The organism is Nonomuraea sp. NPDC049486, from assembly GCF_040676925.1.
Classification (GTDB): Bacteria; Actinomycetota; Actinomycetes; order Streptosporangiales; family Streptosporangiaceae; genus Nonomuraea; species Nonomuraea ferruginea.
In genome coordinates, this window is sequence record NZ_JBFAPV010000010.1 from 165,068 (window position 1) to 177,565 (window position 12,498).

General features: G+C 73.0%; 13 protein-coding genes and 1 pseudogene. 5 read left to right on the forward strand and 9 right to left on the reverse strand.

Annotated elements, in window-relative coordinates:
• Positions 1-9: 9 nt before the first annotated feature.
• Together AB0K05_RS27845 and AB0K05_RS27850 are read right to left on the reverse strand one after the other, a co-directional pair.
• Positions 10-579: a hypothetical protein gene (locus AB0K05_RS27845; protein ID WP_271275157.1), complete on the reverse strand. Its 570-nt coding sequence runs from the start codon at positions 577-579 to the stop codon at positions 10-12.
• A complete protein-coding gene (locus AB0K05_RS27850; RefSeq protein WP_271275158.1) occupies positions 576-1,127 on the reverse strand; it encodes a sigma-70 family RNA polymerase sigma factor in 552 nt (183 codons plus the stop codon). Before AB0K05_RS27850 ends, AB0K05_RS27845 begins: the two co-directional genes overlap by 4 nt.
• 128 nt (positions 1,128-1,255) lie before the next feature.
• On the opposite strand from AB0K05_RS27850, the gene AB0K05_RS27855 reads away from it, so the two are divergent.
• Positions 1,256-1,795: a TetR/AcrR family transcriptional regulator gene (locus AB0K05_RS27855; RefSeq protein ID WP_219551550.1), complete on the forward strand. Its 540-nt coding sequence runs from the start codon at positions 1,256-1,258 to the stop codon at positions 1,793-1,795.
• Here AB0K05_RS27855 and AB0K05_RS27860 read toward each other — a convergent pair.
• The gene (locus tag AB0K05_RS27860) at positions 1,779-2,507 is read right to left on the reverse strand and encodes a nucleotidyltransferase domain-containing protein (protein ID WP_219551548.1); all 729 of its coding nucleotides are present in this window, start codon (positions 2,505-2,507) and stop codon (positions 1,779-1,781) included. The two genes, AB0K05_RS27855 and AB0K05_RS27860, sit on opposite strands and share 17 nt — an antisense overlap.
• Positions 2,508-2,591: 84 nt before the next feature.
• Between AB0K05_RS27860 and AB0K05_RS27865 the strand changes: the two genes are divergently transcribed.
• Positions 2,592-3,362 carry an SDR family oxidoreductase gene (locus tag AB0K05_RS27865; RefSeq protein ID WP_271275159.1) on the forward strand — a complete coding sequence of 257 codons (771 nt, stop codon included), beginning with the start codon at positions 2,592-2,594 and terminating at the stop codon, positions 3,360-3,362.
• Between the two features lie 6 nt (positions 3,363-3,368).
• Here the strand turns inward: AB0K05_RS27865 and AB0K05_RS27870 are convergent.
• From AB0K05_RS27870 to AB0K05_RS27880, 3 genes and pseudogenes are all read right to left on the reverse strand, one after another.
• Positions 3,369-3,581, reverse strand: a pseudogene (locus tag AB0K05_RS27870) (SDR family NAD(P)-dependent oxidoreductase); the annotation flags it as partial.
• Positions 3,582-3,629: 48 nt separating this feature from the next.
• Positions 3,630-4,568, reverse strand: coding sequence for a ribose-phosphate pyrophosphokinase (locus AB0K05_RS27875; protein WP_148036586.1), 939 nt, complete (start codon positions 4,566-4,568; stop codon positions 3,630-3,632).
• 20 nt (positions 4,569-4,588) lie between these two features.
• Positions 4,589-5,230 carry an HAD family phosphatase gene (locus AB0K05_RS27880; protein WP_261809056.1) on the reverse strand — a complete coding sequence of 214 codons (642 nt, stop codon included), beginning with the start codon at positions 5,228-5,230 and terminating at the stop codon, positions 4,589-4,591.
• A 90-nt stretch (positions 5,231-5,320) separates the two neighbouring features.
• Between AB0K05_RS27880 and AB0K05_RS27885 the strand changes: the two genes are divergently transcribed.
• The gene (locus AB0K05_RS27885; RefSeq protein ID WP_364233193.1) at positions 5,321-7,072 is read left to right on the forward strand and encodes an alkyl sulfatase dimerization domain-containing protein; all 1,752 of its coding nucleotides are present in this window, start codon (positions 5,321-5,323) and stop codon (positions 7,070-7,072) included.
• Here the strand turns inward: AB0K05_RS27885 and AB0K05_RS27890 are convergent.
• Complete coding sequence (locus tag AB0K05_RS27890; protein WP_148036589.1) at positions 7,011-7,349, reverse strand: hypothetical protein; 339 nt, start codon at positions 7,347-7,349, stop codon at positions 7,011-7,013. The two genes, AB0K05_RS27885 and AB0K05_RS27890, sit on opposite strands and share 62 nt — an antisense overlap.
• A 118-nt stretch (positions 7,350-7,467) precedes the next feature.
• Here AB0K05_RS27890 and AB0K05_RS27895 point away from each other — a divergent pair, with 118 nt between their 5' ends.
• A complete protein-coding gene (locus tag AB0K05_RS27895) occupies positions 7,468-8,097 on the forward strand; it encodes a TetR/AcrR family transcriptional regulator (protein WP_271275161.1) in 630 nt (209 codons plus the stop codon).
• Positions 8,052-9,503, forward strand: coding sequence for an MFS transporter (locus tag AB0K05_RS27900; RefSeq protein WP_364232911.1), 1,452 nt, complete (start codon positions 8,052-8,054; stop codon positions 9,501-9,503). The genes AB0K05_RS27895 and AB0K05_RS27900 overlap by 46 nt, the downstream gene beginning before the upstream one ends.
• Here AB0K05_RS27900 and AB0K05_RS27905 read toward each other — a convergent pair.
• Entirely contained in the window at positions 9,498-10,475 is a 978-nt protein-coding gene (locus AB0K05_RS27905; protein WP_271275163.1) for an NAD-dependent epimerase/dehydratase family protein, read from the reverse strand. The genes AB0K05_RS27900 and AB0K05_RS27905 overlap by 6 nt on opposite strands.
• A 202-nt stretch (positions 10,476-10,677) precedes the next feature.
• Positions 10,678-12,465, reverse strand: coding sequence for a bifunctional metallophosphatase/5'-nucleotidase (locus AB0K05_RS27910; protein ID WP_271275164.1), 1,788 nt, complete (start codon positions 12,463-12,465; stop codon positions 10,678-10,680).
• Positions 12,466-12,498: the final 33 nt, after the last annotated feature.

The following is a 12,498-nucleotide window of genomic DNA, read 5'->3' on the forward strand; positions in this document are numbered from 1 at the left end:
GTTCCGGGGTCAGCTGCCCGCGGGAGGCTGTCCCTCCGGGCCGCCCAGGTCGTCCCAGTCCGGGTCGTCGACGACGACGCAGGGGCCGGGCTCGCCGGGGATCATCATGGTCGCGAGCGTCCACACCACTCCGGGGTCCTCCCCGCCCCTCTCGGCGAACTCCAGCACCAGCGTGTGGTTCTCGTCGATGAGCCGCGGGTCGATGTCCAGCCCGCCCTTCCGCATGTGGACGGCACCGTCCGGCAGGAGCTTGCTCACTCCCCGGTCGCGCTCGCACCGCTTGCCGGGGCCGAGGTAGGTGACGTCGGCCTTGACGCCCGCCGCCCGCAGATCCCTCTCCAGCCGGTCGGCCTCCTCGAACTCGCGGATCTCCACCCCGACGGTGCCGTCGGACTTCTCGGTGACCGCGTACGCCGCGCTCTGCGCGCCCGTCAGCAGCGGCACCGCGAGCGCCGTGACCGCCGCCGCCCCCGTCACCGCCAGCCCCAGGAACAGGCGGCGCCCCCCGCGACGGCGCCTGTCCTCGCGCGCCGTGAACTCGGCTTTCAGATCCATCAGCAACTGCTCCTCGAAGCTCATACGATGATCCCTTCCGTGACGAAAGGCAGGTCCTTGAGAGTCCGGCGCGCGCGGTGCAGCCGCACCATGGCGGTCCCCGACCGGATGCCCAGGGCGGCCGCGGCCTCCGTGACCGTCAGCTGGTCCATGACGACCAGCTCCAGCACGGCGCGCTCACCCTCCGGTAACTCGGCCATCGCCTGGAAGGCCCGCCTGGCGGGCCGCTCCGCGTCGATCCGCTTCTCCACCCGGCTGATGTCGTCGCTGTCCAGCGGTCTTCGCCTGCTCACCCGGTCGGTCAGCTGGGACTCACGCAACGCCCGGCGCCGTTCGGCGGAGAGCGTGTTGCGGGCCACGCCGTACAGCCACGCGACCTCGCTGCCCCGCTCAGGCCGATAGGTGTGGGCGGACTCCATCACCGCCAGGAACACGTCCGCCACCAGATCGGCGACCTGGTGAGGGTCGTCGACCCGGCGGGCCAGGAATCGCGTGACCCCGTCGACGTGCCGCCGGTAGAAGGCCTCGAACGCCCCGATGTCGGTGGCGAACTCCGCCTGTTTGCGACGCACCGGCCACGCTCCTCTCGTCGATCCACACCTGTAATTGGCGGGAGACGGCCGGTGCCTTACAAAGGAGCCGGCTCTGCGAGACTGCTCGTACGGAAGGGGGACGGGGTGGAGCATCGCCCCGACTGCTGATGGAGAGAGCCGACGCCGCGCGCAACCGGGCCCGCGTCCTCGACGCGGCCGCGAAGCTGTTCGCGAGCAGGCCGCCGCACGAGGTGACGATGGAGGACATCGCCAAGGCGGCCGGCGTGGGCCGCGGCACCCTCTACCGCCGCTACCCCGACCGCGCCGCCATCGCCGTCGCCCTGCTCGACGAGCACGAGCGCGCCCTGCAGGAGAAACTGCTGCGCGGCGACCCGCCGCTGGGTCCCGGCGCGCCGCCGGCCGAGCGGCTGGCCGCCTTCTACGCCGCCATGGTCGGCCTGCTGGAGGACCACGCCCACCTGGTGCTGGGCAGCGAGGTGGGCCGCTCGCGGTTCGAGACCGGCGCGTACGGCTTCTGGCGCGCGCACGTGCGCTCCCTGCTCGCCGCCGCCGGCACCCCCGGGCCCGACGCGCTGGCCGACGTCCTGCTCGCCCCGCTGGCCCCCGACGTCTACGTCCAGCAGCGCCGGACGCTCAGCCCGGAGCAGATCACCGGCGCGCTGCGCCGCCTCACCCGAGCACTCTGACGATCGCCTGCCTGATGAACCGGCGGGCCAGCTTCGCCCTGCGGAACCGGCTCAGCACCGGCCCGTCCGTCCCGTACCTGCGGGCCCTGATCCCGTCCACCACGACCGGCGGCGCGCCCATCTCGCCGAGCACGTCGAGCGCCTCCCGCTTGCTGATCAACCGCCCGTCCCGCAGCGTCACGGCCGCCCGCGCCACCGTGACCATGCCCAGGTCCACCCACTCGTCCAGCAGCCACCGCCGCCGGCCCCGCGTCTTCACCAGCCAGAAGTCCCGCAGATCGGCCTGGACGAACGCGGCCAGCTCCGCGTCGGACACCGGCGGGATCAACGCGTCCGGCCCCGGTCCGTACAGCTCCAGCGCCCCCGTGAGCAGCTCCCGCCGGGTCACGGCGGTGACGGGCCGCTCGAACAGCTCGCCCATCGCCCACGTCACGTGCTCCCGTCCGTGTTCGGCCAGCTGCCCGTCGGTCATGTACGAGCAGTGCAGCCGTTCGGCCAGCGCCCCGTCCAGCCCTCGGTGCAGCCGCTCCACAGCGTCGCGCCGCCGCTCGTCCAGCGGCTCCCGGACCACGGCGATCAGGTCCAGATCGCTCCGCCCCGGCTGGTAGTCGCCCTTGGCCAGTGACCCGTGCGCCCACACCGCCATCAGCGGCACGGCGGCCCCGGCCTCCGACAGGAACCGGGTGAGCAGGATCTCGGTAGAGGTGTGCATGATCTCTACTCTCCCTCTCCATGGTTCGATGACAAGCGGTTAAAGGCATTGCCCCGGACGCGCCCGCTCGGGGACCATCTCCGGATGAGCTTCGAGCAGAGTGCGCGGCCCGTGGCGCTGATCACCGGGGTGGGCAGGACTGTGGGGATCGGGGCCGGGATCGCGACCCGGCTGGCCGCCTCCGGGTGGGACGTCGGCTTCACCTACTGGACTCCGTACGACGAGCGGATGGCGTGGGGCGCCGAGGCCGGGGCCCCCGAGACGATCCGCAAGGCGCTGGTGGGCGAGGGCGCGGCCGTCGCGGCCGTGGAGGCCGACCTGGTCGAGACGGAGACGCCGGCGCGGGTGTTCGACGAGGTGGAGAGCCGGCTGGGCAACGTCACCGCGCTGGTGATGTGCCACTGCGAGTCCGTCGACTCCGGGCTGCTCGACACGACCGTGGCCAGCTTCGACCGCCACTTCGCCGTCAACGCCCGCGCCTCCTGGCTGCTGATCCGCGAGTACGGCCGCCGGTTCCGCGGCGCCCACGGCACCGGCCGGATCATCGCGCTCACCAGCGACCACGTCGTCGGCAACCTCCCGTACGGGGCGAGCAAGGGCGCGCTGGACCGCATCACGCTCGCCGCCGCCCGCGAGCTGGCCCACCTCGGCGTCACCGCGAACGTGATCAACCCCGGCCCGATCGACACCGGGTGGATGCCCGACGACCTGAAGGCCACCTGCGCCGAGCACACCCCGCTGGGCCGGCTCGGCACCCCGCGCGACACCGCCGACCTGGTGCAGTTCCTCTGCTCGCCCCAGGGCGGCTGGATCAACGGCCAGCTGCTGAAGAGCGACGGCGGCATCTCCGCCTGACCGCCGTCAGAGCGCGTGCCCTCCGGCGACCTGGATGACCTGCCCGGTGATCCACCGCGCCTGCCGTGAGGCCAGGAACACGACGGCGCCGGCGTTGTTCACCAGCACGTCCACCGGCCCGAGCCGCCGCTCGACCGCGCCGAGCAGCCGCGCCGCCGCGTCCGGCGCGGCCAGGTCGGCCTCGACGGCGATCGCGTCACCGAGCTCGGCGGCCAGCTCCTCCGCGGCGGAGCCGGAGGGGGTCGTGTGCGGCCAGTCCGGTGTCGATCACGGGGTGCCGAACAGGGCGCTGACGGACTCGCCGAAGTGGATGCGGCGCATGGCCTCGGCCAGCGCCGGGGCGATGGACAGGACCGTGAGTTTGTCGCCGGGCTTGGGCGGGGGGACGGTGTTGGTGCAGACGATCTCCTTGACCTCCGGCAGCGCGCTGAGCCGCTCGATCGCGCCGTCGGAGAACAGGCCGTGGGTGCAGGCGACGCGGACGGAGCGGACGCCGCGCTCGCGGAGGCGGTCGAGGAGCTCGATGACGGTGCTTCCCTTGGCGATCTCGTCGTCCAGGATGATCACGTCCTTGCCCTCGACGTCGCCGATCACCGAGCTGATCACCACGCGGTCGTCGCTGAAGCGCTGCTTGGCGCCCATCGCCACATCGGCCCCGATCAGGCGGGCGAAGTGGGCGGCCTCCTTGGCGTTGCCCAGGTCGGGGGAGACCACGACGGTGTCGGACAGGTCGTGGCGGGAGAAGTGGGCCGCCAGCTCGCGCAGCGCGTGCAGGTGGTCGACGGGGACGCTGAAGAAGCCGTGGACCTGCGGCGAGTGGAGGGTCATCGTCAGCACCCGGCCGGCCCCGGCCGCCACCATCAGGTCGGCCACCAGGCGGGCGCCGAGCGAGATGCGCGGCGCGTCCTTCTTGTCGGAGCGGGCGTAGGCGTAGTGGGGCAGCACGACGGTGATGCGCGCCGCCGAGGCGCCCCGGGCGGCGTCGAGCATGAGCAGCAGCTCCACCAGGTGTTCCTGGGTGGGCGGCACCAGCGGCTGGATCAGGAAGACGTCGCGCTCGCGGCAGTTGGCCTGGAGCTGGACCGCGATGACGTCGTTGGCGAAGCGCGAGACGCGCACAGGATGGAGGGGGACGCCGAGGTGGGAGCAGATCTCCTCGGCCAGCTCGGGATGGGCGCTGCCACTGAAAACCGTGATGTCTCGCACGATTTCCCAAGAGTAGCGGATCACCCGTCGAGCAGCTCGGGGGTGAGCGCGTCCAGACGCTCGACGATGCGCCAGGCCAGGACCAGCGCGTCCGGCGCGGGCGGGTAGCGCGGGTGCAGGACGGCGACGACCCGCATGCCGGCCGCGTCCGCCGAGCGCAGCCCGTTGCTGGAGTCCTCGACCGCCACGCACTCGTCGGGATCGACGCCGAGGAGCCGGGCCACCTTCAGGTAGCCGTCGGGGGCGGGCTTGCCGCGGTCCACCTCCTCGGTGGAGACGGTGGCGTCGAAGCAGTCGTGCAGGTCGCTCGACTCGAGCACCACGTCGATGAGCCGCCGGGGCGAGGAGCTGGCCAGCCCGAGCGTGAAGTGGTCGCCGAGCCGCCGCACCGCCTCGGGCGCGCCCTTCATCAGCGGCAGGTGGGCGCGGTAGCGCTCGGCCATCCGGTCGACGACCTGCCGGGCGATCTCGTCCGGCGGCAGCCGCACGCCGAGCTCGTGCAGGTACGAGGCCCACTCGGCGGTGCTCATGCCCATGAGCCGCGACTGGGTGTCGTCCTGCCAGGTGCCGCCGTGCTCGGCGACGAAGGCGCGGCGCACCTCCTCCCACACCGGCTCGGAGTCGACCAGCACGCCGTCGAGATCGAATACGCAGGCTTCCACGGACAAGACCCTACCCATGCCCTCGGCCGTCCACTATTTCCGATAAGTCAAGCCAAGGGAGGTTCACGGTGTTTCGTACGTACGTTGACCGTGCCCATCCTGCTTTCCGGGCATTTCTCAGGCATGGCCGAGCTTCCGTACGAGGCTGACGACGATAGGGGCGCGGGTTTCGTCGCCCCGCTCGCCTCCGCCGTCGTCAGGGACGCCGACGGCAAGGTGGTGTGGGACGCGGACGCGTACGGACGGGTGGACGGCGGCTGCCCGGCCACGGCGCACCCGAGCCTCTGGGCGCAGGCGGGGCTGCTCGCCCGGCGCGGCCTGTACGAGGTGGCCGAGGGCGTCTATCAGGTACGCGGGCTCGACCGGGCGGCGATGACCCTCGTGGAGGGCGACACCGGCGTGGTCGTCGTGGACCCGCTCCGCTCCGCCGAGTGCGCCGTCGCCGCGCTGCGGCTGTACCGCGGGCACCGCGGGGACCGGCCGGTCTCCGCGGTGATCTACTCGCACTCCCGCGCCGACCGCTTCGGCGGCTCCCGCGGCGTCACCCTCGGCGGCGTGCCCGTGCTCGCCCCCGCCGGCTTCCTGGACCGCGCCGCCGAGGAGTTCCTGTACGCGGCCCCCGCCGCGAACCGCCGGGCCGCCTACACCTACGGGCCGGCGCTGCCGGGAGGGCCCGAGGGGCGGCTCGGCCCGGCGCGGTCGGCGGGCACGGTCTCCCTGGTCCCGCCCACGGCGCTGATCGAGCGGACCGGCCAGGAGGAGACGCTCGACGGGGTGCGGTTCCTGTTCCAGCTCGTGCCCGGCGCGGCGCTGGCGTTCCTGCTGCCCGAGCGGCGCGCGCTCGGCCTGGCGGTGAACGCCGGCGACCCGCCGGGCGGGTGCGACCCCCGGCTGTGGACGCGCGGTCTGTCGGAGGCGGTCACGCTCTTCGCCGGCCGCGCCGACGTGGCCTTCGCCGCGCACCACGAGCCCGTACGGGGCGGCGAGGAGGTCACGCGCCTGCTGGAGCGGCACCGTGACCTGCACTCCTACCTGCACGACCAGACCGTGCGCCTGATGAACAAGGGCCTGACCCCCCAGGAGATCGCCGAGTGCCTGCAACTGCCCCCCGCCCTGGCCGCCCTGCCCGGCTCGGCCGGCGTCATCAGGGCCGTCTACCAGCACTACCTGGGCTGGTTCGACGGCAACCCGGCCCACCTGTGGGAGCACCCGCCCCGGCAGAGCGCGATCCGCTACGTGGAGTGTCTCGGCGGCGGCGCGGCCGTGGTGGCGCTGGCCGAGAGGTATGCCGCCGGGGGCGACCTGCGCTTCGCCGCCCAGCTCCTCAACCACGCGGTCTTCGCGGACGAGGGCAACAAGCGGGCCCGCGACCTGCTGGCCGAGGTCTACACCCGGCTCGGCCACGGGGCCCGCGACCCCGCCTGGCGCAACGCGTACCTGATGGGGGCGCTGGAGCTCACGGACGGGATCGCGGCCGCGGACGGCGGGACCGTCGCGCCGGGCACGCTCGCCGCGCTCGGCGCCGAGCAGGTCCTGGACGCGCTGGCCGTCCGGGTGGACGGCCCGAAGGCCTGGAGCGAGAACCTGGCCATCGACTGGCACCTGACCGACCTGGGCCGCCGTTACCGCACGGTGCTGTCCAACGGCGTGCTCATCCGGCAGGCGGACCCGCCGGAAGGGCCGGTCGACCTGACGCTGCGGCTCACCCAGGCACAGCTCGTCGCCCTGCTCGCGGGGCGGGGCGTCGGCGAGGTGTCGAGGGAGGGCGACATGCGGGCGCTCAAGCGCCTGTTCGCCGCGCTGGACGCCCCTGTGCCCGGCTTCGCGATCGTGACCCCCTGAACCGGCGCGTCCACAGCAGCGTGGCCGCGGCCGCCAGCAGCACCGGCCCGAGCACCAGCGGCGCCGAAGGACCACCGGCGTGCCAGCTCGCCGCCGCGGCGCTCACGCAGGTCAGCACGGTCACACCCAGCGTCGCCGCCCACAGCGGCAGCACGTGCAGGAAGCCGAAGAACAGCGGGAACACCAGCCAGACCAGCGGCGGCGACAGCATCGCGAGCACCGCCCACGCCAGCGTGGCCGCCACCAGCCAGAGCTGCCCCCGAGCGTCACGAGTCACCTACTCACGGTAACCCGCCGGGTCCCGGCCGAGCGCCCCGCCCCCCTCGAGCAGGGCGTCCGACACCGTGACTAGAGTCCGCTCTAGCGAATCGAGGCACCAGAGTACGCTCAGGCTCGTGGACCGCGTCAAGAGCCGGCGGGCGGAGCAGCGCAGAACCACCCGGCGCCGGATCGTCGAGGAGGCGTTGCGGCTCTTCGTCGGCCAGGGCTACGCCGCGACGACGCTGGAGCAGATCGCCGACCGCGCCGGGGTGGCCGTCCAGACGGTCTACTTCCACTTCGGCAACAAGCGCGGCGTCCTCGCCGAGGGCCTCGACGTGCTGACGGCCGGCGACGACGAGCCGGTGCCGCTGATCGAGCGGCCGTGGGCCCTCCAGGCCACGGGGGAGCCCGACCCCGCCGGGTCGCTGAGGATCTGGGTGGGCAACGCCCGGGTGATCTTCGAACGCGTGGCGCCACTGATGCGCGTCCTGCGCGACGCCGCCGGCGCCGACCCCGAGATGGCCGTCACCTGGGAGACCAACCAGCGCCAGCGCCACGCCGACCACCTGGCGCTCGCCCGCCACCTGGCGGAGATCGGCGGCCTGAGGGATGGCATGTCGTCGGAAAGGGCAGGAGATCTGGTCTACGCGCTGGTGAGCCCGGAGACGTACCAGCTGCTGACCGAACAGCGGCGCTGGTCGCCGGCCGAGTGGGAGTCGTGGGTGTACGAGACGCTCTCCCGCTCGCTGCTCCGGGGCTGCTGACCGAACCGGGGGAGCACGTGGCGGACACCCGCAAGCACGCGCTGGCCGTCTGCCTGACGGCCGCGTTCATGGCCGGGCTCGACGTGAGCATCGTCAACGTCGCCCTGCCCTCGATCCGGGAGGGCCTGCACGCGTCGGAGGCGGGCCTGCAGTGGATCCTGTCCGGTTACGCGCTCACGTTCGGCCTGCTCCTGGTGCCGGCGGGCCGGCTGGGTGACGCGCGCAGCCGGCGGACGGTCTTCATGTGGGGGGTGGCGCTGTTCACGCTCGCCAGCGCGGCGTGCGGGTTCGCCCCCACCATGCCGGTGCTGATCGTGTCCCGGCTGCTGCAGGGCCTGGCCGCCGGGATGATCAACCCGCAGGTGTCGGGGCTCATCCAGCAGATGTTCCGGGGCGCGGAGCGGGGCCGGGCGTTCGGCGCGCTCGGCGCCACCATCGGCGTCTCGACCGCGGCGGGACCGCTCATCGGCGGCGCCCTGGTCTCCGCCTTCGGCGCCGACCAGGGCTGGCGGCTGGTGTTCCTGGTGAACGTGCCGATCGGGCTGGTCCTGGTGCCGCTGGCGCGCCGGCTGCTGCCGCCGCCGGAGCGGACCGGCCGCCGGGAGAGCATGGATCCCGTCGGGGTGCTGCTGCTCGGGGTGGCCGTGACCGTGCTGCTGCTGCCGTTCATCCAGCAGCACCAGTGGCCGGGCGCGGGCAAGTGGCTGCTGGTCCCGGCGTCGCTGGCCCTGCTGGCGGCCTTCGTCGCCTGGGAACGGCGCTACCGCGGGGAGCCGCTGGTGGACCTGTCGCTGTTCAGGCTGCGCTCCTACGGTCTCGGTACGGCGATTGCGCTGCTGTACTTCGCCGGGTTCACCGGCATCTTCTTCATCTTCACCCTCTACCTGCAGGCGGGCCTGCACTACAGCCCGCTGCTCGCCGGTCTGGCGATCACCCCGTTCGCGGTCGGCTCGGCCGGGGCGGCGGTGGTCGGCGGCCGGCTGGTGAACCGCGCGGGCCGCCGCGTGGTCGTCGCCGGGCTGGTCACGGTGGTCGCCGGACTGCTGGCGACCATGGCCGCCACCCTGCTCGTGCCCGGCCCGCACGTGGCGCTGGCGACCGCGCTGCCGCTGCTCGTGGCGGGCGTCGGCAGCGGCCTGACCATCGCGCCCAACCAGGCGGTCACGCTGTCGCAGGTGCCGCCGGCGGGCGGCGGCAGCGCGGCGGGCGGCGGCAGCGCGGCGGGCGTGCTGCAGACCGGTCAGCGGCTCGGCTCGGCCATCGGCATCGCGGCCGCCGGCTCGGTCTTCTTCGGCCTGCTCGGCCAGGGCTGGCCGGTCGCCTTCAGGCACGGCCTCATGGTCGTCGTGCTGTTCGTCTGCGCGGGGCTCGCCGCGGCGCTCTACGACCTGCTGCGCCGGTCATGAGAGCAGTGTGGCCTCCACGTCCGGGTCGAGGCCGACGGCGGGCCGGTCGGGCCGTACGGGCGCCCGCCCGCCGATGCTCCTGAGCCAGGCCCAGGTGTCGGCCACGGTCTCCTCGACCGGCCGGCACCGCAGGCCCGCCGCCACCGCCCTGGACACGTCGCCGCCGTGAACGAACGCGTGGCCCTCGCCGGGCAGCCAGATGGGCAGGTCGGTCCACGGCTGCACCCCGGCCGCCAGGATCGCCTCCTCGCTCGTCCAGCGCAGCTCCGCGTCCGACCCGGTGACCCGCACGCAGGTCTCCAGCAGCTCCCGCATGGTGACGAACCCCGGCGGGCTCACCACGTTGAAGGCGCCGCCGACCCCGTCGAGCGCGGCTTCGAGGCACCACCTGGCCAGGTCGCGGGCGTCCACGTACTGCAGGCCGAGGTCGGCGGGCTCCGGAGCGAGCACCGGTCCGCCCCGCGCGATCCTGGACAACCACCACGGCAGCCGCCCGATGTTCTCGTGCGGGCCGATGATCAGCCCGGCGCGGGCGAGCAGCGCCCGCCCGCCGAACGCCGCGGTCGCGGCGAGTTCGCCGCCCGCCTTCATCTCCGCGTATCCGCCCTCGCCGCCGTCGGGCGACCCCTCGACGACCGGCATGCTCTCGTCGGCTCCGTACGGGACGGGCGGGGCGTAGACGGACCGGCTGGACACGTACACGTAGTGACCGGCCCGGCCGGCGAGCAGCGAGGCGGCGTCGCGCACCGCGGACGGCGCCCACGACCAGGTGTCGGCGACCACGTCCCACTCGCCGCCGGCCAGCGCGTCGAGCCCGTCGGGCCGCGTGCGGTCGCCGCGCAGCGCGGTCACCCCGGCGGGTGGTTCGTGCGTGCCCCGGTTGAGCACGGTCACGTCGTGGCCGAGGGCCAGCGCCTCCGTCACGAAGGCCCGGCCGACGAACTCGGTCCCGCCCAGCACCAGAAGTCTCATCCGCTCACTGTGCCGCCGGAGCCCGGCCGCACGTAACCCCGCCAAGCCGACAGCGGAATCGCTCAGAGCGGAACTCGATGATTAGACCCGTTGCCGCCGGGCAGAGGCGGCTCGGAGGTTGTCGCATCAAGGGACGAGGGCCCGCTTCCCGTGGGTTTCAGGGGCGTCAGTGACGGGAAGCGGGCTCTTTCACGTCCGGGTGTCAGCCGGTCACGGTGATCCGGTTCGTGGCCGGAGGCGCGATCGGGTTGTTCTGGCCCAGGTAGTCGACGAAGGCGTCGATGTCGAGCGGGCCGCTCCACAGGTCGGTGCCCTCGGTGAACACCGGGAAGGCGTCACCGCCGCCCACCAGGAAGTTGTTCGCCGCCACCCGGATGGTCTGAGTGTCGGTCACCGGCTGGCCGTCGATCATGATGTTCGAGACCTTGCTCCCCCACGGCGCGCTCTGGCTGTAGGTGTAGGTCAGGTTCGCCGACGGCTGCAGGATCCGGTTGAACGGCTGGTTGTTCGGGCCGCCGGTGAACTGCTGCTCCAGCAGCGTCTTCAGCTGCGCCCCGGTCAGCGTCACCACCTGCATCAGGTTGTTGAAGGGCTGGACCGTGAACGCCTCGCCGTACGTGACGACCCCGTCGCCCTCACCGGCCGGCGAGCCCGCGTAGCTCAGCGACGCGCGCACGCCGCCCGGGTTCATGAACGCGATCTGCGCGTTGCCGCCGGTCCTGGTGGCCGCCAGCTGGGCGTCGGCGATCAGGTTGCCGAGCGGCGACTCTCCGGACGCGACCGCGACGTTCGGGATGTCCGCGGTGATCGTGCCGACGGGCCGGTTGGCCACCCCGGACACGCGGTCCTTCCACGTCTGCACGAACGCGGTGATCTCCGGGTCGGGGGCGACCGTGCGGGTCACGACGTGGTTGTCGGCCACGGTGGAGGCCCGGTCGATGTCGCGGGTGCGGGTGTCGACCCGGAGGTCCACCTGGGTGATGACGCGGCCGAACGAGCCGCCCTGCGAGAACAGCCGGTCACGGCCCCGCGGGTCCTTGACCGTGCACAGGTACGCCTGGTGCGAGTGGCCGCTGAGCACGAGGTCGATCTCGGCGTCGACCTGGGTGGCGATCCGGTTGCCCGCGCCGGGGACCGCGCTGCACGCGTCGGGCGACTGGCTCGGCGTCACCTGGTCGCCCTCGTGCACGAGCACGACCTGGGCCTTCACGCCCACCAGCGTGAGCAGCTTGGACGCCACGTTCGCGGCCTTGACCTCGTCCACGAACTTGATGTTCTTGATGCCCTCGGAGGTGACGATCGTCGGCGTGGTCTGCGTGACCAGGCCGATGAAGCCGATCGGCACCCCGTTCATCCACTTGACGCTGACCGGGGGCAGCGCGGGCACGCCCCAGTCGGCCATCAGCTTCTTGATCTGCGGGCTGTTGCCGAGCGCCGAGAGCGCGTCGGTGCGCTCGTGCCGGTTCTTGAAGAGCACGTTCGCGCCCACGTAGTCGAAGGCGGCGCCCTTCCATTTGCCGGCGGGGGAGCAGCCGTCCACCGGGTGGCAGCCGCCCTTCATGATCCGCCGCAGCTCGTCGTAGCCCTCGTCGAACTCGTGGTTGCCGACCGCGGCCACCTTGAGCCCGAGCTTGCCCATCAGCTCGACCGTCGGCTCGTCGTGGTAGGCGGCCGAGATGAGCGGGGTGGCGCCGATGAGGTCGCCCTGCGCCACCGCGATCGTGTTCCTGTCGGCCAGCGCCTTCATGTGCGTGGCGACGTACGCGGCGCCGCCCGCGTCGACGGTGTTGCCGTGCTCGTCGACCATCCGGCCGGAGGACCCGGTCGGAGGTTCCAGGTGGCCGTGGAAGTCGTTCAGTGCGAGCAGCCGGACGGGGACCGTACGCGGCTTGTGAGTTTTACTCGCGTCTGCCGGGAGACCGGCGAGCAGGAGTCCGCCTGAGGCGACCGCTCCGGCCAGCGCCAGCCGGAGGAAGGAACGGGACGTCATGGCCCATGACGTTACGGCGACAATCCGTGCAGC